Consider the following 25,148-nt stretch of genomic DNA (forward strand, 5'->3'; position numbering starts at 1 on the left):
GAAGAATGTCCGTTCGTCGATTAGCCGAAGATCAATTCCAGCCAGCCGCGTTCGCCTTCAATGACGAGAACGCAGCCTGGGCGGATAAGACGATCCAGAAATATCCCGCAGGCCGTCAGCAATCCGCGGTCATTCCGCTGTTGATGCGGGCGCAGGAGCAGGATGGTTGGGTTACGCGTGCAGCGATCGAGAAGGTCGCCGACATGCTCGACATGGCCTATATCCGCGTCCTCGAGGTCGCGACATTCTACACCCAGTTCCAGCTGGCTCCTGTGGGAACGCGTGCGCACATCCAGGTTTGCGGCACCACGCCCTGCATGCTACGTGGTTCGGAAGGTCTGATGTCGGTCTGCAAGAGCAAGATCCACCATCATCCCTTCGAACGGAATGCTGAAGGCACGCTGTCCTGGGAAGAAGTCGAATGTCTCGGGGCCTGCGTCAATGCACCGATGGTCATGATCGGCAAGGACACTTACGAGGATCTGACACCAGAGCGTCTGGGTGAGATCATCGACACGTTTGAAGCAGGCAACGGCGCGAGCATCACGCCCGGCCCGCAGATTGATCGTCATTTCTCGTCGCCCGAAGGCGGCCCGACGAGCCTGACCGACGAAGAGCCGAAGAAGAAGGCATCCGCCAAGAAGGTTGTTGCAGAAGCAGCAACCGCCAAGGTTGACGCTGCGCCCGTTCCTCCGTCCGAAGCGGCTCGTCCGAAGAGCACCGACGCCGAAACCAACGCGGCCCTGAAGACGCCTGCTACGGCGCCCAAGGCTGCCGCGAAGAACGTCAAGGCGGTCGAAGAACAGGCTGCGGCTGACGTCGGCAAGCCTTCGCTGAGCGACAAGAATCGTCCGGCGGGCATCGAGAAGCCGGCCACTCCTGACGATCTGAAGTTGATCTCCGGCGTTGGCCCGAAGATCGAGGGTACGCTCCACGAACTCGGCATCTTCACCTTCGCGCAAGTCGCGGGTTGGAAGAAGGCGGAGCGCGAATGGGTCGACGGCTACCTGAATTTCAAGGGTCGCATCGAGCGTGACGACTGGGTCAAGCAGGCCAAGGCGCTCGCCAAGGGCGGCGAAGCGGAATATATCAAGGTCTTCGGTAAGAAGCCGCGGTAAGAGGTGAAGCATGTTACAAGATAAAGACCGCATCTTTACCAATATCTACGGCCTCAAGGACAAGTCCCTGAAGGGCGCGATGAGCCGCGGCCACTGGGACGGCACCAAGCAGATTCTCGAAAAGGGTCGCGACTGGATCATCAACGAGATGAAGGCCTCTGGTCTTCGAGGTCGTGGCGGCGCAGGCTTCCCGACGGGTCTCAAGTGGTCCTTCATGCCGAAGGAATCGGATGGTCGTCCGCACTATCTCGTCGTCAACGCCGACGAGTCGGAGCCGGGCACCTGCAAGGACCGCGATATCATGCGCCACGATCCGCATACGCTGATCGAAGGCTGCGTGATCGCCAGCTTCGCCATGGGCGCGAATGCTGCCTACATCTACGTCCGTGGTGAATACATCCGCGAGCGCGAAGCCCTCCAGGCCGCGATCGACGAGTGCTACGACTACGGTCTGCTCGGCAAGAGCAACAAGCTCGGCTATCCGATGGACATCTATGTCCACCATGGCGCGGGTGCTTACATCTGCGGCGAAGAAACAGCACTTCTCGAAAGCCTCGAAGGCAAGAAGGGCCAGCCGCGCCTCAAGCCGCCATTCCCGGCCAACATGGGTCTCTACGGCTGCCCGACGACCGTCAACAACGTCGAGTCGATCGCCGTTGCTCCGACGATCCTGCGTCGTGGTGCTGGCTGGTTCTCCTCGCTCGGTCGCCCGAACAACGTCGGCACGAAGCTGTTCATGCTCTCCGGTCACGTCAACAAGCCGTGCACCGTCGAAGAAGAAATGGGCATCACCTTCCGTGAACTCGTCGACAAGCACGCCGGCGGGATCCGTGGCGGTTGGGACAATCTGCTCGCGGTCATCCCGGGCGGCGCATCGTGCCCGATCGTTCCGGCCAAGGACATGATCGACGTTCCGATGGACTTCGACGGTCTGCGTTCGGTTGGTTCGTCCTTCGGTACGGCAGCCTCGATCGTCATGGACAAGTCCACCGACGTCATCAAGGCGATCGCCCGTATCTCGGCCTTCTTCAAGCATGAGAGCTGCGGTCAGTGCACGCCGTGCCGCGAAGGCACGGGCTGGATGTGGCGCGTCATGGAGCGCATGGCCAAGGGCAATGCCCAGAAGCGCGAAATCGACATGCTGTTCCAGGTCACGAAGCAGATCGAAGGCCACACCATCTGTGCGCTCGGCGACGCTGCCGCATGGCCAGTGCAGGGTCTGATCCGTAACTTCCGCCACGAGATCGAAGCGCGTATCGACCAGTACACGGCGAGCGCGATGGATCACGGTGCGGTTCTCGAGGCTGCAGAGTAAGGCTGATGACGAAGGCGTCCGACAGCACGAAGAAGGAAGGAGCGGCTGATTTTTCGGCCGACTTCGGCCGTCTTGCTGCCGAGATGCTGGAAAACGCCCGGGCCCTGCCGCTGCCGCCGCTGATGATCAATCCGGCTGCGGCGATGGCCGCAGCGACGGCGATCGGTTTCGGCTTTTCCACGCAGATGGCCGGTGCGTTCCTCGGAGCCCTCCAGGGCGCTGTGGAAGCGTCAAACCAGCTGGCCGCTGTGCTCGATGAGACGCCGCCGGATGAGTCTAAGCCGGAAGTGGACGTGAAGCCTGAGAACATTCGCCCAGCACCGGTAAAGACCGCGCCAGGCAAGGTCGAACTTGCCGTTGCTCCGGCTCCGAAGCCGGTCGCGAAGGCGAAGGTCGCGCCACGGACGCGGAAAGCCGATGATCTCAAGCAGATCTCGGGGATCGGTCCGAAGCTTGAGCAGGTTCTTAACGCCAAGGGGATACGCACCTTCGCGGATCTCGCGGCATGGTCGGACGAGGACATCGCGCGGATCGACGCTGAGCTCGGCTTTGAAGGCCGTATCGCGCGGGACGGCTGGGTTGCTCAAGCAAAGGCGCTATCGGCGAAGGGCAGGAAGCGGACGTAATTTTTCGGCCGAATGACTTGGCCGAAGTGAAGTCGAGGCAGAACGACGGACAGGCATGGCCTGGTGTTGCAGATGCCGAATGCCGGTCTCGGGTCTCGGGAGCGGAAACAGAATTTGGACGATACCGGTGCTAGCGGGCGCAAAAATCCGGCCTGGCAGTGGAAACGTTGCAAAATAGATTTGTTTGCCGCCATCCGGCAAACGGAAAACAGGACTGAGTGACGATGGCAAAACTGAAGATTGACGGTAACGAGATCGAAGTCCCGGATCATTACACCCTCATTCAGGCGTGTGAAGAAGCCGGTGCTGAAGTTCCGCGCTTCTGCTTCCACGAGCGCCTTTCGGTTGCCGGCAACTGCCGCATGTGCCTCGTCGAGGTCAAGGGTGGTCCGCCGAAGCCGCAGGCATCTTGCGCCATGGGCGTACGCGATATCCGTGGCGGCCCGAACGGCGAGCTGCCTGAAGTGTTCACCAATACGCCGATGGTCAAGAAGGCCCGCGAAGGCGTGATGGAGTTCCTGCTCATCAATCATCCGCTGGATTGCCCGATCTGCGACCAGGGTGGCGAATGCGACCTGCAGGACCAGGCAATGGCCTTCGGCATCGACAGCTCGCGCTATCAGGAAGACAAGCGCGCCGTGGAAGACAAGTACATTGGACCGCTCGTCAAGACCGTGATGAACCGCTGCATTCACTGCACGCGTTGCGTTCGCTTCACGACCGAAGTGGCCGGCATTGCCGAACTCGGCCTGATCGGCCGCGGCGAGGATGCCGAGATCACCACCTATCTCGAGCAGGCGATGACCTCCGAACTGCAGGGCAACGTCGTTGACCTTTGCCCGGTCGGTGCGCTCACCTCCAAGCCTTTCGCTTTCACGGCGCGTCCGTGGGAACTGAACAAGACCGAATCGATCGACGTCATGGACGCGCTCGGTTCGGCGATCCGCGTCGATACCCGTGGCCGCGAAGTCATGCGCGTCCTGCCGCGCGTCAACGACCAGATCAACGAAGAGTGGATCTCCGACAAGAGCCGCTTCATCTGGGACGGCCTGAAGACACAGCGCCTCGACAAGCCATACGTCCGCAAGGACGGTCGCCTTCAGCCTGCGACCTGGGGTGAAGCTTTCGGCGCGATCAAGGCGGCCGTTTCAGCGACCTCGGGCGACAAGATCGGCGCGATCGCCGGTGACCTCGCTTCCGTCGAAGAAATGTATGCGCTTTCCGAACTGGTGAAGTCGCTGGGCTCCGAGAACCTCGACTGTCGTCAGGATGGGACGGCACTCGATCCGTCGCTCGGTCGTGCAAGCTACGTCTTCAACCCGACGATCGAAGGCATCGAGCAGGCTGACGCGCTGCTGATCATCGGCTCCAACCCGCGCTTCGAAGCTGCTATCCTCAACGCTCGCATCCGCAAGCGCTGGCGTCGTGGCAACTTCCCGATCGGCGTGATCGGTGAGGGCGGCGAGCTTCGCTACAACTACGAATACCTCGGCTCCGGCCCGGACACCCTGAAGGATCTCGTCGACGGCAACCATGCCTTCGCAAAGGTTCTGACGGACGCCAAGAAGCCGCTCATCATCATCGGCCAGGGCGCTCTGTCGCGCAGCGATGGCGCTGGCGTTCTCGCAAGTGTTGCCAAGCTCGCCGGCAATGTCGGCGCGGTTGTCGAAGGATGGAACGGCTTCGCAGTACTGCACACCGCAGCATCGCGCGTTGGCGGTCTCGACCTCGGCTTCGTGCCTGGCGCCAAGGGCGTCGGCGCGGCTGAAATGCTGACTGCGATGGACGTGCTCTTCCTGCTCGGCGCGGACGAACTGAACTTCTCGGCGAAGAAGGCCAAGCTCACGGTCTACATCGGCTCGCACGGTGACGAAGGCGCACAGAACGCTGACGTCATCCTGCCGGCAGCCGCCTACACCGAAAAGTCCGGTATCTGGGTCAACACCGAAGGCCGCGTTCAGATGGGCAACCGCGCAGGCTTTGCTCCTGGCGACGCTCGCGAAGACTGGGCGATCATTCGTGCGCTTTCCGACGTGCTCGGCAAGAAGCTGCCGTTCGATTCACTGAACCAGTTGCGCGCCAAGCTCTATGCGGCATTCCCGCATTTCGCAGCGCTCGACGAGATTGCCGAAAGCGACAGCGCCAAAATTGCCGCAGTTGCGAAAAAAGCCGGCAAGATGAACAAATCCGGGTTTGCGTCGCCTGTGAAAGACTTCTATTTGACGAACCCAATCGCGCGCGCGTCGGCTGTCATGGCCGAGTGCTCGGCATTGGCCCGCAACAACTTTAAAGTCGCGGCAGAGTAAGGGCAGGGGACTATGGAATCGTTTGTTTCAACTTATGTCTTGCCCGGCCTTCTCATGGTCGGTCAGTCGCTTCTCGTCCTCGTCTGCCTCCTCGTCTTCATCGCCTACATTCTGCTGGCCGACCGTAAGATCTGGGCAGCAGTTCAGCTCCGTCGTGGTCCGAATGTGGTGGGTCCGTGGGGACTTTTCCAGTCCTTTGCCGACCTTTTGAAGTTCGTCTTCAAGGAGCCGATCATTCCGGCCGGGGCTGACAAGGCGGTTTTCCTTCTGGCGCCGCTGGTTACCGTGCTTCTGGCGCTGTCGACCTGGGCTGTCGTGCCCTTCGCTGATGGCTGGGTTATCTCGAACATCAACGTCGGTATCCTCTACATCTTCGCGATCTCGTCGCTCGAAGTGTATGGCGTCATCATGGGCGGCTGGGCTTCGAACTCGAAGTATCCGTTCCTCGGCGCGCTTCGCTCTGCAGCACAGATGGTGTCCTACGAAGTCTCGATCGGTTTCGTCATCGTTACCGTCCTGCTTTGCGTTGGCTCGCTGAACCTGACGGATATCGTTCACGCTCAGCAGAGCGGCATCGGAACGCGCCTCGGCCTGCCGGCTTCCTTCCTGGATTGGCATTGGCTCGCCCTGTTCCCGATGTTCATCATCTTCTTCATTTCGGCGCTTGCTGAAACGAACCGTCCGCCCTTCGACCTTCCGGAAGCTGAATCCGAACTCGTCGCCGGCTTCATGGTCGAGTACGGCTCCGCGCTCTACATGATGTTCATGCTCGGCGAATACGCGGCCATCGTTCTGATGTGCTCGCTGACGACGATCCTGTTCCTCGGGGGCTGGCTGCCGCCGGTCGACGTGTGGTTCCTGAACTGGGTTCCGGGCATCATCTGGTTCATGCTGAAGTCGTGCCTGGTGTTCTTCATGTTCGCGATGGTGAAGGCATTCGTGCCGCGCTACCGCTACGACCAGCTCATGCGCCTCGGCTGGAAGGTCTTCCTTCCGCTGTCGCTGGCAATGGTCGTTATCGTTGCATTCGTGCTGAAGCTGATGGGTTCGTGATTATGTCGGCCCTCGTTTCAAGCAATTTTGGAGGTTGAAGATGGCAGGCTTGTCCAACGCTGTCAGCTCGCTGTTCCTGAAGGAATTCGCCAGTGCGTTCTGGCTGACCTTCCGGTACATTTTTAAGCAGAAGGCAACGGTCAACTATCCGTTTGAAAAGGGACCGGTCAGCCCGCGCTTCCGCGGCGAACATGCCCTGCGTCGTTATCCCAACGGCGAAGAGCGCTGCATCGCCTGCAAGCTGTGCGAGGCGATCTGTCCTGCACAGGCGATCACCATCGAAGCTGGCCCGCGCCGCAACGATGGCACGCGCCGCACGGTTCGTTACGACATCGACATGGTGAAGTGCATCTACTGCGGCTTCTGCCAGGAGGCATGCCCGGTCGATGCGATCGTCGAAGGCCCGAATTTCGAATTTGCGACGGAAACACGCGAAGAGCTCTACTTCGACAAGCAGAAGCTCCTCGACAACGGCGACCGCTGGGAGCGCGAAATTGCGCGCAACATCGCGCTGGACGCACCGTACCGTTGATCGAAATTGAAATGCCGGGATGCCGCGCCTGACGCGGCTTCCGGTCAACATGCACCGGAGCTTTGCTGGATCCCTCCTTGCGAAGCTTCATCGGGCAGGGAAACTCCCGGCTGCCCGGGGGAAGATGAAAAAGGCACCAACATGGGTCTGCAGGCTCTATTTTTCTATCTTTTCGCCTTTATCGCGATAGCGTCGGCGTTCATGGTTATCTGGTCGAAGAACCCTGTTCATTCGGTTCTCTTCCTGATCCTGGTTTTCTTCAATGCGGCGGGCCTGTTCCTGCTGCTCGGCGCCGAATTCCTCGCGATGATCCTGCTGGTCGTTTATGTCGGGGCCGTGGCCGTTCTCTTCCTTTTCGTGGTCATGATGCTCGACATCGACTTCACGGAGCTGCGGGCCGGCGTTCTCGAATATGCGCCGATCGGCGCGCTGATCGGGGTGATCCTCGCAGCCGAGCTGATCGTCGTGGTCGGCGGCAGCGTGATTTCGCCTGAGATCGCGAAGTCCGTGGCGATGCCGATCCCGGCCATCACCGACCGGACCAACACCGCGGCGCTCGGCGATGTGCTCTACACCAATTACGTCTACTTCTTCGAAATCGCCGGTTTGGTGCTTCTGGTCGCGATGATCGGGGCGATCGTGCTGACGCTCAAGCATCGCACGCACGTCAAGCGGCAGAACATTGCGAACCAGGTTGCCCGCAATCCGAAGACCGCCGTCGAGGTGGTGACGGTGAAGCCGGGGCAGGGGCTTTGAGGCAGGCGCGAGCTTAAGGAAACAACACAATGGTCATCGGACTTTCCCATTACCTGACGGTCAGCGCCATCCTCTTCACGCTCGGCGTCTTCGGTATCTTCCTCAACCGGAAGAACATCATCGTTATCCTGATGTCGATCGAGCTCATTCTGCTCGCGGTCAACATCAACATGGTCGCCTTCTCGTCGTTCCTGAACGACATCGTCGGCCAGGTCTTTGCATTGTTCATTCTGACCGTCGCTGCTGCTGAAGCGGCCATCGGTCTCGCAATTCTCGTCGTCTTCTACCGCAACCGCGGCTCCATCGCCGTGGAAGACGTCAATATGATGAAGGGCTGATAAGGCTATGTTTTTATATAAGGCTATCGTCTTTCTTCCCCTGATTGGCGCGATCATCGCCGGCCTTTTCGGCCGCGCGATCGGCGCCAAGGCATCGGAATTCGTCACCACCGGTTTGATGATCGTCGCGGCAGTTCTGTCGTGGTACGTTTTCATCACCGTCGGCATGGGCCACCACGAAGGCGGTCCGATCAAGGTTGAAGTTCTGCGCTGGATCCAGTCCGGCGGTATCGACGTCTCCTGGGCGCTGCGTATCGACACGCTGACCTCGGTCATGCTGATCGTCGTCAACTCGGTTTCGACCCTCGTTCACGTCTACTCGATCGGGTACATGCATCATGACCCGCATCGTCCGCGCTTTTTCGCCTATCTGTCGCTCTTCACCTTCGCGATGTTGATGCTCATCACGTCCGATAACCTTGCCCAGATGTTCTTCGGCTGGGAAGGCGTCGGTCTGGCTTCGTATCTGCTCATCGGTTTCTGGTTCAAGAAGCCGTCGGCCAATGCTGCTGCCATGAAGGCCTTCATCGTCAACCGCGTTGGCGACTTCGGCTTCATCCTCGGCATCGCGAGCGTCTTCGTTCTCTTCGGCGCGATCAACTTCGACACCATCTTCGCCAACGCTCCGAGCTTCGCTGCGACTGAGGCTGGAGGCCAGGGTGGCGAGATCGTTCTCAACCTCTTCGGCATGCACCTCGACAAGGCGCACGCACTGACCGGCGCCTGCCTGCTGCTTTTCATGGGCGCGATGGGTAAGTCGGCACAGTTCCTGCTGCACACCTGGCTGCCGGACGCCATGGAAGGCCCGACGCCTGTTTCGGCGCTCATCCATGCCGCTACCATGGTCACCGCCGGCGTCTTCCTCGTCGCCCGCATGTCGCCGCTGTTTGAACTGTCGCCCGATGCGCTGACTGTCGTCACCATCATCGGCGCCATCACCGCCTTCTTCGCGGCAACCGTCGGCCTCGTGCAGAACGACATCAAGCGCGTCATCGCTTATTCGACCTGTTCGCAGCTCGGCTACATGTTCGTCGCACTCGGCGTCGGCGCCTATGGCGCGGCCATTTTCCACCTCTTCACGCACGCCTTCTTCAAGGCACTGCTGTTCCTTTGCGCCGGCTCGGTCATCCACGCCGTCGATGGCGAGCAGGACATGCGTCACATGGGTGGTCTGCGTCCGCACATCAAGGTCACCTTCTACATGATGCTGATCGGTACCCTCGCCATCACCGGCGTCGGCATTCCGTTCACGCCGTTCGGCTTTGCCGGCTTCTTCTCGAAGGACGTCATCATCGAGGCTGCCTATGCATCGCATTCGCCGGTTGCCGGCTTTGCCTTCGCGATGCTGGTGATCGCTGCTCTGTTCACGAGCTTCTATTCCTGGCGCCTGATGTTCATGACCTTCTTCAACAAGCCGCGCGCTTCGCACGAGGTCATGCACCACGTTCACGAGTCGCCGCAGGTCATGCTTGTGCCGCTCTACCTCCTGGCGATCGGCGCAGTCTTCGCAGGCTGGTTCTTCGAAGGCCACTTCTACGGCGAAGAGTACGCCGAGTTCTGGAAGGGCGCTCTCTTCACCTCGAAGGAAAACGAACTGCTGGAACACTTCCATCACGTTCCGGCCCTGGTTGGTCTCAGCCCCTTCATTGCGATGATCGTCGGCTTCGTCACCGCCTGGTACATGTACATCAAGTCGCCGTCGACGCCGCGTGTCCTCGCGCAGCAGCATCGCGTCCTGTACAACTTCCTTCTGAACAAGTGGTACTTCGACGAGCTGTATGACTTCCTCTTCGTTCGCTCGGCAAAGGCGCTTGGCCGCTTCCTCTGGAAGAAGGGTGACGTCGGTGTCATCGACACCTACGGCCCGAACGGCATCGCTGCCCGCGTCGTCGATGTCACCAACCGCGTCGTGCGCCTGCAGAGCGGTTACCTCTATCACTACGCGTTCGCCATGCTGATCGGCGTTGCAGCGCTCGTTACCTGGATGATGCTCGGGAGTGCCCTCTGATGACCGATTGGCCTATTCTTTCCACGGTCACCTTTCTGCCGCTCGTCGGCGTGGTGCTCCTGCTGCTTATGAATGAGAACGGCCCGAACGGCCGCCGCAACGTGCTCAACATCTCGTTGCTCACGACCGTGGTGACCTTCATCGTGTCGCTGTTCATCTGGATCGGTTTCGACAATGCGAACCCGGGCTTCCAGATGATCGAGAAGCACGGCTGGCTCGGCACCGGTATCAGCTACCACATGGGCGTCGATGGCATTTCCATGCTCTTCGTCATCCTGTCGACCTTCCTCATGCCCTTCTGCGTGCTCGCCAGCTGGTTTTCGGTGGAGAAGCGCCTGAAGGAATACATGATCGCCTTCCTGATGCTTGAGATCATGATGGTCGGCGTCTTCGTGTCGCTCGATATCGTTCTCTTCTACGTGTTCTTCGAAGCCGGCCTTATCCCGATGTTCCTGATCATCGGCGTCTGGGGTGGCAAGGATCGCGTTTACGCCAGCTACAAGTTCTTCCTCTACACGCTGCTCGGCTCGGTGCTGATGCTGCTCGCCATCATGGCTATGTACTGGCAGGCCGGCACGACGGATATTCAGGCGCTGCTCGCCTACAAGTTCCCGCCACAGATGCAGACCTGGCTATGGCTTGCCTTCTTCGCCTCGTTTGCAGTGAAGATGCCGATGTGGCCGGTTCACACCTGGCTTCCCGACGCGCACGTTCAGGCGCCGACGGCAGGCTCGGTTATCCTGGCAGGCGTGCTCCTGAAGCTCGGCGGCTACGGCTTGATCCGCTTCTCGATCGGCATGTTCCCGGTTGCGTCCGATTTCTTTGCGCCGCTCGTCTTCGCAATGTCGGTCATCGCCATCATCTACACCTCGCTGGTGGCGCTGATGCAGGACGATATCAAGAAGCTGATCGCCTATTCCTCCGTGGCCCACATGGGCTACGTGACGATGGGTATATTCGCGGCCAACGCGCAGGGTCTGCAGGGCTCGATCTTCCAGATGCTGTCGCACGGTATCGTCTCCGGCGCGCTCTTCCTCTGCGTCGGCGTTGTCTACGACCGCACCCATACCCGCGAGATCGCGGCCTATGGTGGTCTGGTCAACAACATGCCGAAGTATGCTGTTGCGATGATGGTCTTCACCATGGCGAACGTCGGCCTTCCCGGCACGTCGGGCTTCATCGGCGAATTCCTGACGCTGATCGGTGTCTTCCGCGTCAACAGCTGGGTTGCGCTGTTTGCCGCGACGGGTGTCATCCTGTCGGCTGCCTACGCGCTCTGGCTCTATCGTCGCGTGATTTTCGGCGCACTGGAGAAGGAGAAGCTCAAGGCTCTCCTCGACCTTTCGCCGCGCGAACAGCTGATCCTCTATCCGATGATCGCACTTACAATCTTCTTCGGCGTCTATCCGGCTCCTGTTTTCGACGTGACGGCTGCGTCTGTTGATCAACTGGTGCATAGCTATTCGGCCGCAGTCCAGGCAGCGCAGGATGTTGCGCTGTCCATGAAATGATGACGGGACTTTTGGGACATGACCTCTGAAACAATTCTCGCAAGCCTGCATCTTTCCATTCCGGAACTGATCCTCGCGATCGGTGCCCTGGTGCTGCTGATGATCGGCGTCTTTTCGGGCGAACGGTCCGGCCGCATGGTCAGTGTTCTCGCGCTGATCGTGCTGGCGGCGGCTGCACTCTGGCTCATCTTCGTGCCGAGCGAAGGCCTCGCCTATGGCGGCGTCTTCGTGTCGGATGGCTTCGGCCGCTTCATGAAGATCACGGCGCTCATCGGCTCGATCGTGGCGCTGTTCATGTCGCTCGGTCTCGCCAAGGAGAACCAGCTCGACAAGTTCGAGTTCCCGGTACTGCTCGTGCTCTGCACACTCGGTATCCTCCTGATGATCTCGGCCAATGACCTGATCTCGCTCTATCTCGGCCTCGAGCTGCAGTCGCTCGCGATCTACGTCATTGCTGCAATCAACCGCGAGAGCGTCAAGTCGACCGAAGCCGGCCTGAAGTACTTCGTACTCGGCGCCCTGTCCTCGGGCATGCTTCTTTACGGCATGTCGCTGGTCTATGGCTTCAGCGGCCACACGCACTTTGCCGAAATCGCGCAGGCTCTCACGATCGACGGCGCTCGTTCGCTCGGTCTGATCTTCGGCCTCGTCTTCATCCTCGCCGGCATTGCCTTCAAGATCTCGGCCGTTCCGTTCCACATGTGGACGCCGGACGTTTACGAGGGTGCACCGACGCCGGTGACCGCCTTCCTGGCAAGCGCGCCGAAGATTGCGGCCATGGCCATGATGACCCGTATCGTCATCACGGCCTTCCAGCCCGTCATGGCTGATTGGCAGCAGGTCGTGGTGTTCATCTCGATTGCTTCGATGCTGCTCGGCTCCTTTGCGGCCATCGGGCAGAAGAACATCAAGCGACTGATGGCCTACTCCTCGATCGGTCACATGGGTTACGCACTGGTCGGCCTCGCCGCCGGTTCGCAGACAGGTGTTTCGGGCGTGATGCTCTACATGGTCATCTACATGGTCATGACACTCGGCAGCTTTGCGATCATCATGTCGATGCGCCGCAAGGATGGCACCGTCGTTGAAAACGTAGCCGATCTGGCCGGCCTTTCGACCACGAACCCGTTCATGGCGACCGTACTGACGATCCTGATGTTCTCGCTGGCTGGCATTCCGCCGCTCGCAGGCTTCTTCGGGAAGTACTTCGTCTTCGTTGCGGCCATCGAAGCCAAGCTCTACGCGCTTGCCATCATCGGCGTGCTCGCATCGGTCGTCGGCGCTTACTACTACCTGCGCGTCATCAAGCTGATGTGGTTCGATGAAGCCACCGGCGAGTTTGCCCGCGTATCCGGTTCGCTGCGCCTGGTCTTTGGCGTGTCCGGCCTGTTCGTTCTCGCCTATGTCCTCATCGGCGGTCCGATCGGTGGCGCGGCCGAGCTTGCTGCGGCGACGCTGTTCTGATGAGCTTCGACGCACGGCGCCGGATGTCGCTCGACGATATCAGGCACGAGGCTCTGTCGGAGACATCGTCCACCAATAGCGAATGCCTTGCCCGGGCTCGGGCAGGGGACCGCGGTCTCCTTTGGATCACCGCGGAAAAACAGACCGGCGGCCGAGGCCGCCGGGGACGCCCCTGGGTCTCGGAACGGGGCAACCTCTATGCCTCCCTTCTCCTGATCGATGCTGCCCCAATGGAGCGCCTGGGTTCCTTGCCGCTGGCGATTGCCGTGGCTGTTCATCAGGCGGTGCGCGCGGTGCTTCCGGCTTCCGCCGAACCGCTCGAGGTTAAGTGGCCGAACGATATCCTGATTGGGCGTAAGAAGACCTGCGGCATCCTCGTCGAAGGCGAAAGCCTTCCGGACGGCCGCCACGCCCTGGTGATCGGCATCGGTATCAATGTCTCCGTCATGCCGGATAACCCGCTCTACCCGGTAACGTGCCTGCGTGAGCAGGGAAGTGCCGCTTCGCCGGAGGAGCTCTTTGCTCACCTCTTCGCCGCGATGGCAGAGGCGCTTGCAGCCTGGGATCGTGGCCGCGGCATTCGCGAGATTACGGCACGTTGGCGCGAAGTCGCCTGCGGTATTGGTGAAAAGATAACCGTGAACCTGCCTGACCGGTCGATTTCCGGCCACTTCAGCGGAATTGATGATAATGGCCTGTTGATGCTCGATACTGGGGCAGGCAGGATGATGACGATCGCCGCCGGCGACGTCTTCTTTGGATGATTGGAAAAACGAAGACTATGGCGAAGCAGGACGAACTTGTATTTCTGCCTCTGGGCGGCGTGGGCGAGATCGGTATGAACCTCGCTCTCTACGGCTATGGCCCGGCCGAGCATCGCCAATGGATCATGGTCGATTGCGGTGTGACCTTTCCGGGGCCCGATTTGCCGGGCGTCGATCTCGTCCTTCCCGACATCCGCTTCCTCGCCAAGCAGCGCAAGAGCCTGAAGGCGATCATTATCACCCACGCGCATGAAGACCACTACGGTGCGCTGGCCGACCTGTGGCCTGGCCTCAACGTTCCGGTCTATGCCTCGAAGTTCACCGCTGGGCTGCTCGAGGCCAAGCGCAGCTTCGAGAAGTCTGCGATCGGCGAGATCCCGATCACGCCGTTTACCGCTGGCGACACGATCAACGTCGGCCCGTTCAGCATCGAAGGCGTGGGCGTCAATCACTCGATCCCAGAGCCGATGTCGCTGATGATCCGCACGCCCGTTGGCAATGTCATCCATACCGGTGACTGGAAGATCGACCATGAGCCGTCGCTCGGTCCGCTGACCGACGAAGCGCGGTTCCGGCAGTTGGGCGACGAAGGTGTGCTGGCGCTGATGTGCGACTCCACCAATGCGCTGCGCGATGGCGTTTCTCCGTCGGAAAAGGATGTCTCCGAGAGCCTGCGCAAGATTATCGAGAATGCGGAAGGTCGCGTTGCGATCACGACATTCTCGTCGAACGTCGGCCGCATCAGGACGATTGCCGAGGCTGCGGAAGCAGCCGGTCGCGAGGTCCTCCTCCTCGGCAGCTCGCTGAAGCGCGTTGTCGACGTGTCGCGCGATATCGGCATCATGGAGGGTGTGAAGCCCTTCATCTCGGAAGAGGAATACGGCTACATCCCGCGTGACAAGGTCGTCGTTATCCTGACAGGCAGCCAGGGCGAGTCGAGGGCTGCTCTTGCCAAGCTTTCCCGTGACGAGATGCGCAATGTCGCACTCGCGGCCGGCGATATCGTTGTCTTCTCGTCTCGCGCCATCCCGGGTAACGAAAAGGCGATCCAGGACATCAAGAACGGCCTCGTCGAGCAGGGTGTCCATTGCATCACCGACAGCGAGGCTCTTGTTCACGTCTCCGGCCACCCGCGCCGCAACGAATTGCAGAAGATGTATGAGTGGACGCGCCCGAAGATCGTTGTGCCTGTCCACGGCGAAGCGACGCATCTGACCGCCCACAAGGAGCTGGCGGAGCAGTCGGGTGTCGGCATCGTTCCGCGCGTGCGCAATGGTGACGTGCTGCGGCTTGCTCCAGGCCCGGTCGAGGTCATCGACGAGGCGCCCCATGGCCGGATCTACAAGGACGGCACGTTGATCGGCGATTTCGACGAAATGGGCATCGGCGAGCGCAAAAAGCTCTCTTATGTCGGACACGTTGCGTTCAGTCTCGTTATCGACTCGCGCTACGATATTGTCGGCGAGCCGGATATCGTCGCCATCGGACTGCCGGTCTATGATGACGAAGGCGACGAGATGGAAGATGCACTTTATGATGCCGCAGTCGGCGCCATCGAGAGCATTCCGCGCGCGCGCCGCAAGGATCTGGATTTGCTGCAGGAGTCGGCGCGTCGCGCCATCCGCGCTGCTGCGAACCAGATCTGGGGCAAGAAGCCCGTCGTCACGGTCTTCATCAACAAGGTCTGACGAATGCTCGGGCGCGTCAATCACATAGCAATGGCTGTTCCGGATCTCGCTGCCGCGACAGCCGTCTATCGCGATACGCTCGGAGCGACGGTATCCATCCCGCAGGCCTTGCCGGAGCATGGCGTGACCGTTGTCTTCGTGGAGTTGCCGAACACGAAGGTCGAACTGCTCGAGCCGCTTGGGGCGGAATCGCCGATCGCGGCCTTCCTTGAAAAGAACCCATCGGGCGGAATGCACCACATCTGCTACGAGGTCGACGATATTGCCGCCGCCCGCGACCATCTGGTCCGCGCCGGGGCGAGGGTGCTCGGGAACGGTGAGCCGAAGATCGGCGCGCATGGAAAGCCGGTGCTCTTCCTTCATCCGAAGGATTTCTTCGGTGCCTTGGTCGAACTCGAGCAAGTCTGAGCCGGCTGCGGCAGAGTGACACAAAGCCGGCAAATCTCAGCAAGGATCAACACCGGCCTTTGTGTTGACACTAGATCCGGCCTATAAGCAGCCAAATCGCGATAGTCACAGCGCGCTCGGCGGGACACTTTATGCTGCAGACATTTCTTCAGGGCTTTGCCGTCTATTTCATCGTCTGGTGGTTGACGCTTTTTGCCGTCCTGCCGATCGGCCTTCGCACCCAGGCTGAAGACAACGACATCGTCTTGGGTACGGTCCACAGTGCACCGACCCGTTTCCGGCCGCTGTTCGTCTTCTCGATGACGACTATCGTTTCGGCCGTGATCTACGCCGCCTGGTATATTTCTTCGAATTACTTTGGATGGGGCTTCGATGCCCTGCCGCAGATCGGGCCTTCGTTCTCGAACGTTTAAGGGCGTTTGCTCAGCATTTGAGCAGCTGCGGTTTCTGCCGTCATACAGATGTCATCAAATTGCGCCATGAGCTTCCCTAACGGAATGCATGGCTTACGTTGCGGCAGTCTCATCGTGCCTGGGGAACGAATGCCGAAGCTAAAAGGCAAAAAAAAACAAGGCTAAAAGCCTTGTTTTAAGTATCGCGTGATCCTTAACCGTTGCCGGGGCTGCGACGAGCGCGCCTAAGATCTGATCCTCCCAAGACTTGACCGCGAAATCGACAAGAATTTAGCTTCCTGCCTGTTTTGTGGGCTAAAGCTAGCTCAAAGAATGGGCTTTGTCATTAGGTTTTTTTGCATTTTTGCTACACTCTAGCATTTTTTTTCTGTTGATAAGGATTTCGTTCAAACCATTATAATCTCATGTTTTTCTTCGCGTTTATATTTTGCAGGCGCGAACTTGCATTTACGGAAGTCTGCGCGGACCTTTGCCGGGTTTCTTTCCGGCCGCGAAGCGGTTATGAACGCTCACAATATCTATCATCGCCTTCGATTCCGCGATCCGCGGTGTCCCAACAGCTTTGGAATTCGCCATGCGTCTGTCTCGCTATTTCATGCCCATCCTCAAGGAAAATCCCAAGGAGGCGGAAATCGTCTCCCACCGGCTCATGCTGCGCGCCGGCATGATCCGGCAGCAGTCGCAGGGCATCTATTCCTGGCTGCCGTTGGGCAAGCGTGTACTGGACAAGGTCAACAACATCATTCGCGAAGAGCAGAACCGCGCGGGCGCGATCGAGCTCTCGATGCCGACTCTGCAGTCTGCCGAGCTGTGGCAGGAAAGCGGTCGTTATGATGCCTATGGCAAGGAAATGCTGCGGATCAAGGACCGCCAGGATCGCCCGATGCTGTATGGCCCGACCAACGAGGAGATGGTGACGGATATCTTCCGCTCCTACGTGAAGTCGTACAAGAGCCTGCCGCTCAACCTCTACCATATCCAGCTGAAGTTCCGTGACGAGATCCGTCCGCGCTTCGGCACGATGCGTTCGCGCGAATTCATGATGAAGGATGCCTATTCCTTCGATCTGACGCGTGAAGGCGCCGAGCATTCCTACAAGAAGATGTTCACAGCCTACCTGCGCACCTTCGATCGCCTGGGGCTGCGTGCCATTCCGATGCGTGCCGATACGGGCCCGATCGGCGGCGATCTCAGCCACGAGTTCATCATTCTGGCCGACACCGGCGAGTCTGAAGTCTACAGCCACAAGGATTTCGTCGATTTCGACATTCCGGCTGTTGATACGGATTTCGACGACGTCGCCGATCTGGACGCGATCTTCAAGAAGTGGACGTCGGTCTACGCGGCCACATCGGAAATGCACGACGAGGCGGCTTTCAATGCGATCCCGGAAAGCGACCGCCTGTCCGCGCGCGGCATCGAAGTTGGCCATATCTTCTACTTCGGCACGAAATATTCCGAGCCGATGGGCGCCAAGGTGCAGGGTCCTGACGGCAAGGAACACCCCGTTCACATGGGATCCTACGGAATTGGCCCGACGCGCCTTGTTCCCGCCATCATCGAAGCATCGCATGATGAGAACGGAATCATCTGGCCAGACTCAGTCGCGCCGTTCGATGCGATCGTGATCAACATGAAGGCAGGCGACGCTGCCTGCGATGCCGCCTGCGAGACCATCTATGCCGCGCTTTCGAACGCCGGCAAGGACGTGCTCTATGACGACACCGACGACCGCGCCGGCACGAAGTTTGCGACCGCCGATCTGATCGGTATTCCGTTGCAGATCATTGCCGGTCCGCGTGCGGTCGCGAACGGCGAAGTGGAAGTCAAGGACCGCAAGACGGGTGCCCGCGAAACGATGACCATCGAAGCGGCAATCAACAAGCTCTTGGGCTAACGAGAAGGCGGGAGGCAAAATGGCAGACGCAGCGGTGGGCCAGCGGGGTTCCAAATCCGGCTTGGCTCCGGCCGGCCGGCCATTTTCCACCTTCGAGCGCCTTGTGGCGTGGCGCTATTTGCGCGCGCGCCGCAAGGAGGCGTTCATTTCGGTGATCGCCGGCTTCTCCTTCATCGGCATCATGCTCGGCGTGGCGACGCTCATCATCGTCATGGCTGTCATGAACGGCTTCCGGACGGAGCTGATTTCCCGTATCCTGGGCATCAACGGCCATATGATCGTGCAGCCGGTGGATGGACCATTCACCGACTATGCGGCGCTGACCGACAAGTTTGCTGCGGTCCCTGGAATCAAGCTGGCGCTGCCGCTTGTGGAGGGCCAGACGCTCGCATCGGGCGCCGGCGGGGCAGGAACGGGAGCGCTGGTGCGCGGTATTCGTCCCGAAGACCTGACCAAGGTCAAAACCGTTTCCGAAAATATCAAGTCCGGCGACCTTGTCGGCTTCGCGGCCGGGCAGGGCGTTCTCATCGGTTCGCGCATGGCCGACCAGCTTGGCCTCCAGGCGGGCGACAACATCACCCTGATATCACCGGAAGGTGACATTACGCCGATGGGTGTCAACCCGCGCGTCAAATCCTACAAAGTCTCGGGTATCTTCGAGATCGGCATGTCGGAATACGATGCGTCAATCATCTACATGCCGCTCGAGGAATCGCAGCTTTATTTCAATGCCGACGGGTTGGTGCAGTCGATCGAACTCTTCGCCGACAACCCGGACGACATCGACAACCTGCGGCCGAAGGTCGAGGCCGCGGCCGGCCGCCAGATCGCCATCACCGATTGGCGCCAACGCAACCAGACATTCTTCTCGGCACTCCAGGTCGAACGCAACGTCATGTTCATGATCCTGACGCTGATCGTCCTGGTCGCCGCTCTGAACATCATTTCCGGCCTCATCATGCTGGTGAAGGACAAGGGTAGCGACATCGCCATCCTGCGGACCATGGGGGCGACCTCGGGTGCCATCATGCGGATCTTCTTCATGACGGGTGCGGCGATCGGGATCGTCGGGACGGTCGCTGGCGTCGGGCTCGGGGTCCTCGTCTGCGTCAACATCGAAAAGATCCGCGAGTTCTTCTCCTGGGTCTCCGGCACCGTGCTCTTCGATCCGCAGCTCTACTTCCTCAGCCAGCTGCCCGCCGAGATGAACCTCGGTGAAACGATCTCGGTGGTCGTGATGGCGCTGACCCTCTCCTTCATCGCAACGATCTTCCCTGCGTGGCGGGCCTCGAGGCTCGATCCCGTGCAGGCCCTGCGCTACGAATAAGGAATGCTCATTTCATGAAGCGGAATACCGTTCTCAAGCTTTCCGGCGTCGAGCGTCACTACGGCCAGGGTGAGACGCTGCTCTCGATCCTCAAAGGCGCGGATTTCACCCTGAACAGCGGTGAGATCGTCGCACTCGTCGCTCCCTCGGGCACGGGTAAATCGACGCTGCTGCACGTCGCTGGCCTGCTCGAACATCCCGATAGCGGCGAAGTCAGCATCAACGGTCATCCCTGCAATGGGCTGTCGGACGACAAGCGCACGGCAATCCGTCGCAGCGAGATCGGTTTCGTCTACCAGTTCCACCACCTGCTGCCGGAATTTTCCGCAATCGAAAACATCATGATGCCGCAGATGATCGCGGGTCTTCCCCGCGTCGAAGCAAAGCAACGTGCCGCGCAGCTGCTTGATTACATGCGGATCGGCCATCGCGGCGCACATCGCCCAGGCGAGCTGTCCGGAGGCGAGCAGCAGCGCGTAGCCATTGCGCGCGCCGTCGCCAATGCGCCGAGCCTGCTTCTCGCCGACGAGCCGACCGGCAATCTCGACCCGGAGACGGCGAGCTATGTCTTCGATGCACTGGAAGCACTCGTCCGTCAGTCCGGCCTAGCGGCGCTGATCGCGACCCACAATCACGAACTCGCGGGCCGGATGGATCGTCGCGTGACGATTGCCGATGGCAAGGTGGTGGATTTCTGATCAGGGGTGGATGAGACCGCCGCGGTAGTCCAGTTCGTAGGCCCGGCGCTCGTTCACCACGATCACTTCGCGCCCGCTGAAATGACTGCAATCGCCGACGCTCTCGTCGGCATACAGACCGAAGGCATGCTCGAATTCCATGCCGCCTAGAAAGCGCCGATACTCGGCGTACATCTTGGACAGCGCGGCCTTGATCACGACGCCCGCGCGCTCGCCGTCGATCAGCGAATGCTCGACGATGCGGCCGAAGTAGTTCATCGCCCAGACCGGCTTGCTGTCCAGCCAGACCACTTCCTGCCCGGCAAAATCGGCTCCGCCGAAATAGCTGTCGAGATAACGCCACGGGCCGCGCTGACAACCGATGTCATGCGATCCCGGTCGACAGGCCGGCACTGGCCCACCGCCACCGACATAGGTGTTGGCCTTCGCCTCGACGATGAAATCATTCAATGCGGCAATATCCATGCGCCGTTCCCTCCGCCGCGCAACCTCTCAGGAACGCAAGGAATTGTAAAGAACAAAAAGAGAACAGTCTCTATTGTCCGCAGATCTTTTGCCCCGTTTCGTCGGTCCATTCCGCGAGTGGGATGACACGCGGTTCGGCTCTGGCATCCTTGCCGTCCTTCTGCAGCTTGCCGGTCAAGGCATTGTAGTCACAGCTGCCGGCGGCGTCGGGATCGAGCGTGTCGTAGTGATTGTAGGTATAGCCGGCAACGACGAACTGCTCGTTGCGGTAGGCGACCGTCAGCGTCTGATCCCAGCGATCCCGCCCAACGGCGCTGTTTTGTGAATGTATCGCGATCGAGGATTTGCCGACGGCCTTTAGCGACGGTTCCTGGCCGAAGATCCCGTCCGCATTGGTGCTGCCCCAGATCTTGTTTGGCGCGCTCAGCGAAAGTCTGAGGAGCTCATGCTCGCTGTCACGAAGATAGATGTAGATGCCGATCTGGTCATCGCTGGCGCTGTCCGCTGGAGCAACCAACAGCGCAAGATCGTTTTTCCCGTCGGCATCCCAATCACCGCTGGCTGCATCGACGATGCGTGCCGGATCAATCTGCTCGGCTTGCGCGGTTAACGCCGCCGACAGGGTCAATCCTGCGATTAGTACAATCTTAAACATGCTTTTCTCCCGTGGCCACGTAGCCAGAAAAGCGGAAAAGATTCCTGTTGACAATAGAACAAACAGAAAACAAAATAAAAACATAAGAGCACAGGAGAGCCAAATGACTGATATGATCCGCGATATCGCAGCATTCACCTCCATCGCAATGTTCGTTGCCAGCTTCTCGCTGATCTGCATGGCAATGTAGAATTCAGGGGACCGCATGGCTGCCATGCGGTCGATACGCAGGACTTAACTGGACATCGCCACTCCCAATGCCGACAATGCGCCCGATTCATTTGGATGCGCGGAAAGGCATGTCATGGCGGGTACGGAAAAGGACGGCTCGGACGGATTTATCGGCGGTACGCCGGGGTTCGTTCACCTGCGTGTTCATTCGGCCTATTCGCTTCTCGAGGGCGCTCTTCCGCTGAAGAAGATCCTCTACAAGGCGTCGGGCGACAGCCAGCCTGCAATCGCCATTACCGACACCAACAACCTGTTCGTCGCCCTCGAGTTTTCGCAGAAGGCGATGGACGAGGGACTTCAGCCGATCATCGGCTGCCAGCTGTCGATCGACATGGAAGACGGCTTGGAAACGGAGCGGCGTGGTGGCCAGCAGGCGTTGGTCAAGCTGCCGTCCGTGGTGCTTCTTGCCGCAACCGACGGCGGCTATGAACGCCTGGTCGATCTCGTCAGCCGCGCCTATCTCGGCGGTGAGGACGGCCAGGCCGTGCACATTCGCTCGTCGTGGCTCGATGAGAGCGGCACGGACGGGCTGATTGCCCTGACCGGGGCATCGACCGGCCCCATCGACACGGCGCTTAAGGATGGCCATGCAGGACGGGCCGAGGCCAGATTGCTGTCCCTGAAGCGGCTGTTCGGCGATCGCCTCTACGTCGAATTGCAGCGGCACGGGACCTATGACAAGCGCCATGAGCGCAAGATGATCGAGCTGGCTTACGAGCACGATTTGCCGCTGGTGGCCACCAACGAAGCATTCTTTCCGGCGCGTGACGACTATGACGCGCACGATGCGCTGATGGCCGTGGCCCACAACGCCATTGTCTCCGACGACAGCCGTTTCAGGTTGACGCCCGACCATTATCTCAAGAGCCGCGCGGAAATGCAGAAGCTCTTTGCCGATCTGCCGGAGGCGCTGGAAAACACGGTGGAGATCGCCCGCCGTTGTTCTTTCGTCCTGAAGACCCGCAAGCCGATACTGCCGCGGTTTACCGGTGCGACCGACGATCCCGAGGTGGCCGAGCGCGAAGAGGCGCTGGAATTGCGCCGCCAGGCCGTCGAGGGTCTCAACGATCGTCTTGCGTCGCTTGGTATGTCGCCAGGCTATGAAGAGAAGGACTATCGCGAGCGGCTGGAGTTCGAACTGAGCGTTATCGAACGCATGAAGTTCCCGGGCTATTTCCTGATCGTTGCCGACTTCATCAAATGGGCAAAACAGCACGATATTCCGGTCGGCCCTGGCCGCGGTTCCGGTGCGGGCTCGCTGGTCGCTTATGCGCTGACCATCACCGACGTGGATCCGCTGCGCTTTTCGCTGCTCTTCGAACGCTTCCTAAACCCGGAACGCGTATCGATGCCCGACTTCGATATCGACTTCTGCCAGGATCGCCGCGAAGAGGTGATCCGCTACGTGCAGAAGAAATACGGGCGTGAGCAGGTAGCCCAGATCATCACCTTCGGTTCGCTGCAGGCGCGCGCCGCCTTGCGCGACGTGGGTCGCGTGCTGGAAATGTCCTACGGTCAGGTCGACAAGATCTGCAAGCTGGTGCCGAACAATCCCGCCAATCCGACGCCACTCTCAAAGGCGATCGAGGAGGAACCGAAGCTTCAGGAGGAGGCCGACAAGGAGCCGGTCGTTGCTCGCTTGCTCGATATCGCGCAGAAGATCGAGGGGCTTTACCGCCACGCTTCGACCCACGCCGCCGGTATCGTCATCGGCGACCGCCCGCTGTCGAAGCTGGTGCCGATGTACCGCGATCCGCGCTCCGACATGCCGGTTACCCAGTTCAACATGAAGTGGGTCGAGCAGGCCGGTCTCGTGAAGTTCGACTTCCTCGGCCTGAAGACGCTGACGACGCTGAAGGTTGCCGTCGATTTCTGCAAGAAGCGCGGCATCGAGGTCGATCTTGCCTCCATCCCGCTCGACGACAAGCTGACCTACGAGATGCTCTCACGCGGTGAAACCGTCGGCGTGTTCCAGGTGGAAAGTGCCGGCATGCGCAAGGCGCTGATCGGGATGCGGCCCGACTGCATCGAGGACATCATCGCGCTTGTGGCGCTCTACCGCCCAGGTCCGATGGAAAACATTCCGACCTACAATGCTCGCAAGCATGGCGAGGAAGAGATCGAGTCGATCCATCCGACGATCGACTACCTGCTGAAGGAAACCCAGGGCGTTATCGTCTACCAGGAGCAGGTCATGCAGATCGCCCAGGTCCTGTCCGGCTACTCGCTCGGCGAAGCCGATCTTCTGCGCCGCGCCATGGGTAAGAAGATCAAGGCGGAAATGGACCAGCAGCGCGAGCGCTTCGTTGACGGTGCCGTCAAGAACGGCGTGTCGAAGCCGCAGGCCGACAACATCTTCGAGCTGCTGGCAAAGTTCGCGAACTACGGCTTCAACAAGTCGCACGCCGCGGCTTACGCGATCGTCTCCTACCAGACGGCCTATATGAAGGCGCATTATCCGGTCGAGTTTCTCGCAGCGTCGATGACGCTCGACATGTCGAACACCGAAAAGGTCAACGACTTCCGCCAGGATGCAAAGCGCCTCGGGATCGAGGTGATCGCGCCGTCGGTGCAGACCTCGTTCCGTCATTTCCAGACGGGCGAGAGCCGCATCTATTACGCATTGGCCGCGCTCAAGGGCGTTGGCGAATCGGCCGTCGATCACATCGTCGAGGTCCGTGGTGACACATCCTTCGCCAGCCTCGAGGATTTCTGCCTGCGCATCGATCCGAAGCAGGTAAACCGCCGCGTGCTGGAAAGCCTGATCTTCGCCGGCGCCTTCGATTGCTTCAATCTCGATCGCGCCCAGCTGTCGGCCGGCCTCGACCGCATTCTCGGCTATGCCCAAAATGCCCAGCAAGAGAAAGCCAGTGGTCAGATGGGCTTTTTCGGTGCGTCATCAGGCGCGGGGCCGGAGAAAATCGCGTTGCCGCCATTTTCGCCCTGGCTCGCCTCCGAACGGCTTCTCAAGGAGTTCCAGGTCCTCGGCTTCTACCTGACGGCTCACCCGCTCGACAGCTACAACAGCGTTCTACAGAAGATGCGCGTGCAGACCTTTGCGGATTTCTCTGCCGCGGTGAAGCAGGGCGCAACCAATGCCCGACTGGCCGGAACGGTGATTTCGAAGCAGGAGCGAAAGACCCGCACCGGCAACAAGATGGGGATCGTCGTCTTCTCTGATTCCTCTGGTCAGTTTGAAGCCGTCCTCTTCTCGGAAATGCTGAACCAGTACCGCGACATGCTCGAGTCAGGAAAGTCCTTCGTCATCACGGCGACGGGCGAGGAAAGACCTGAAGGCATTGGACTACGCATCCAGACGATCCAGTCGCTAGAGGAAAAGTCACTGCAGATGCAGAAGGCGCTCCGCGTCTATGTCCGCGATTCCGGACCACTGCGCGCGGTTGCCGCTCATCTCAATGCCAGGGGCGATGGTCTTGTCTCCTTCATCGTGATCAAGGAGGACGGACGGCGGGAAGTAGAGGTTGAACTCTCGCAGAAATATCGGATTACGCCGGAGATTGCCGCTGCACTGCGCGCAGCGCCGGGTGTGGTGGACGTGGAACTCGTCTGACCCT

The 25,148-nt window shown here is 59.9% G+C and carries 21 protein-coding genes; 19 read left to right on the top strand and 2 right to left on the bottom strand.

Going from position 1 to position 25,148, the window contains the following annotated elements:
* Nucleotides 1-5 precede the first annotated feature (5 nt).
* From A6U87_RS25530 to A6U87_RS25615, 18 genes are all read left to right on the top strand, one after another.
* Nucleotides 6-1,118 carry an NADH-quinone oxidoreductase subunit E gene (locus A6U87_RS25530; RefSeq protein WP_065694125.1) on the top strand — a complete coding sequence of 371 codons (1,113 nt, stop codon included), beginning with the start codon at nucleotides 6-8 and terminating at the stop codon, nucleotides 1,116-1,118.
* Between the two features lie 10 nt (nucleotides 1,119-1,128).
* On the top strand, nucleotides 1,129-2,433 hold the full coding sequence (gene nuoF, locus A6U87_RS25535) for an NADH-quinone oxidoreductase subunit NuoF (protein ID WP_065694126.1): 1,305 nt from the start codon (nucleotides 1,129-1,131) through the stop codon (nucleotides 2,431-2,433).
* A 2-nt stretch (nucleotides 2,434-2,435) separates the two neighbouring features.
* Nucleotides 2,436-3,059 (top strand): helix-hairpin-helix domain-containing protein, encoded by a 624-nt coding sequence (locus A6U87_RS25540; RefSeq protein ID WP_141684049.1) that lies wholly within the window; start codon nucleotides 2,436-2,438, stop codon nucleotides 3,057-3,059.
* 224 nt (nucleotides 3,060-3,283) lie between these two features.
* Nucleotides 3,284-5,365: an NADH-quinone oxidoreductase subunit NuoG gene (nuoG, locus tag A6U87_RS25545; RefSeq protein WP_065694128.1), complete on the top strand. Its 2,082-nt coding sequence runs from the start codon at nucleotides 3,284-3,286 to the stop codon at nucleotides 5,363-5,365.
* Nucleotides 5,366-5,377: 12 nt separating this feature from the next.
* Nucleotides 5,378-6,418 (top strand): NADH-quinone oxidoreductase subunit NuoH, encoded by a 1,041-nt coding sequence (gene nuoH / locus A6U87_RS25550; protein WP_065694129.1) that lies wholly within the window; start codon nucleotides 5,378-5,380, stop codon nucleotides 6,416-6,418.
* 40 nt (nucleotides 6,419-6,458) lie between these two features.
* Nucleotides 6,459-6,950, top strand: a complete 492-nt coding sequence (gene nuoI, locus A6U87_RS25555) for an NADH-quinone oxidoreductase subunit NuoI (RefSeq protein WP_065694130.1) — start codon at nucleotides 6,459-6,461, stop codon at nucleotides 6,948-6,950.
* A 141-nt stretch (nucleotides 6,951-7,091) separates the two neighbouring features.
* Nucleotides 7,092-7,706, top strand: coding sequence for an NADH-quinone oxidoreductase subunit J (locus A6U87_RS25560; RefSeq protein ID WP_065694131.1), 615 nt, complete (start codon nucleotides 7,092-7,094; stop codon nucleotides 7,704-7,706).
* 29 nt (nucleotides 7,707-7,735) lie between these two features.
* Nucleotides 7,736-8,044, top strand: a complete 309-nt coding sequence (gene nuoK, locus A6U87_RS25565; protein WP_018900202.1) for an NADH-quinone oxidoreductase subunit NuoK — start codon at nucleotides 7,736-7,738, stop codon at nucleotides 8,042-8,044.
* Between the two features lie 7 nt (nucleotides 8,045-8,051).
* Complete coding sequence (gene nuoL / locus A6U87_RS25570; protein ID WP_065694132.1) at nucleotides 8,052-10,052, top strand: NADH-quinone oxidoreductase subunit L; 2,001 nt, start codon at nucleotides 8,052-8,054, stop codon at nucleotides 10,050-10,052.
* Nucleotides 10,052-11,563 carry an NADH-quinone oxidoreductase subunit M gene (locus tag A6U87_RS25575; protein WP_065694133.1) on the top strand — a complete coding sequence of 504 codons (1,512 nt, stop codon included), beginning with the start codon at nucleotides 10,052-10,054 and terminating at the stop codon, nucleotides 11,561-11,563. The genes nuoL and A6U87_RS25575 overlap by 1 nt, the downstream gene beginning before the upstream one ends.
* Nucleotides 11,564-11,581: 18 nt before the next feature.
* Entirely contained in the window at nucleotides 11,582-13,027 is a 1,446-nt protein-coding gene (nuoN, locus tag A6U87_RS25580; RefSeq protein WP_065694134.1) for an NADH-quinone oxidoreductase subunit NuoN, read from the top strand.
* Nucleotides 13,027-13,791 carry a biotin--[acetyl-CoA-carboxylase] ligase gene (locus A6U87_RS25585; protein ID WP_065694135.1) on the top strand — a complete coding sequence of 255 codons (765 nt, stop codon included), beginning with the start codon at nucleotides 13,027-13,029 and terminating at the stop codon, nucleotides 13,789-13,791. The genes nuoN and A6U87_RS25585 overlap by 1 nt, the downstream gene beginning before the upstream one ends.
* Nucleotides 13,792-13,808: 17 nt before the next feature.
* The gene (locus A6U87_RS25590) at nucleotides 13,809-15,479 is read left to right on the top strand and encodes a ribonuclease J (protein WP_065694136.1); all 1,671 of its coding nucleotides are present in this window, start codon (nucleotides 13,809-13,811) and stop codon (nucleotides 15,477-15,479) included.
* 3 nt (nucleotides 15,480-15,482) lie between these two features.
* The gene (gene mce / locus A6U87_RS25595) at nucleotides 15,483-15,887 is read left to right on the top strand and encodes a methylmalonyl-CoA epimerase (RefSeq protein WP_065694137.1); all 405 of its coding nucleotides are present in this window, start codon (nucleotides 15,483-15,485) and stop codon (nucleotides 15,885-15,887) included.
* A 131-nt stretch (nucleotides 15,888-16,018) separates the two neighbouring features.
* Nucleotides 16,019-16,300 carry a DUF1467 family protein gene (locus A6U87_RS25600; RefSeq protein ID WP_065694138.1) on the top strand — a complete coding sequence of 94 codons (282 nt, stop codon included), beginning with the start codon at nucleotides 16,019-16,021 and terminating at the stop codon, nucleotides 16,298-16,300.
* 574 nt (nucleotides 16,301-16,874) lie between these two features.
* A complete protein-coding gene (gene proS, locus A6U87_RS25605; RefSeq protein ID WP_065694139.1) occupies nucleotides 16,875-18,197 on the top strand; it encodes a proline--tRNA ligase in 1,323 nt (440 codons plus the stop codon).
* A gap of 19 nt (nucleotides 18,198-18,216) precedes the next feature.
* Nucleotides 18,217-19,524, top strand: coding sequence for a lipoprotein-releasing ABC transporter permease subunit (locus A6U87_RS25610; protein WP_065694140.1), 1,308 nt, complete (start codon nucleotides 18,217-18,219; stop codon nucleotides 19,522-19,524).
* A gap of 14 nt (nucleotides 19,525-19,538) precedes the next feature.
* Complete coding sequence (locus A6U87_RS25615) at nucleotides 19,539-20,222, top strand: ABC transporter ATP-binding protein (protein WP_065694141.1); 684 nt, start codon at nucleotides 19,539-19,541, stop codon at nucleotides 20,220-20,222.
* Here A6U87_RS25615 and A6U87_RS25620 read toward each other — a convergent pair whose 3' ends face one another.
* Both A6U87_RS25620 and A6U87_RS25625 read right to left on the bottom strand, forming a co-directional pair.
* Entirely contained in the window at nucleotides 20,223-20,687 is a 465-nt protein-coding gene (locus A6U87_RS25620) for a DUF5680 domain-containing protein (RefSeq protein WP_065694142.1), read from the bottom strand.
* 70 nt (nucleotides 20,688-20,757) lie between these two features.
* A complete protein-coding gene (locus tag A6U87_RS25625) occupies nucleotides 20,758-21,342 on the bottom strand; it encodes a hypothetical protein (RefSeq protein ID WP_065694143.1) in 585 nt (194 codons plus the stop codon).
* A 304-nt stretch (nucleotides 21,343-21,646) separates the two neighbouring features.
* Between A6U87_RS25625 and dnaE the strand changes: the two genes are divergently transcribed.
* Complete coding sequence (gene dnaE / locus A6U87_RS25630; protein WP_065694144.1) at nucleotides 21,647-25,144, top strand: DNA polymerase III subunit alpha; 3,498 nt, start codon at nucleotides 21,647-21,649, stop codon at nucleotides 25,142-25,144.
* The last annotated feature ends 4 nt before the right edge of the window (nucleotides 25,145-25,148 follow it).

Origin of the sequence: Rhizobium sp. AC44/96, from assembly GCF_001692185.1 — a bacterium.
Taxonomy (GTDB): Bacteria; Pseudomonadota; Alphaproteobacteria; order Rhizobiales; family Rhizobiaceae; genus Rhizobium.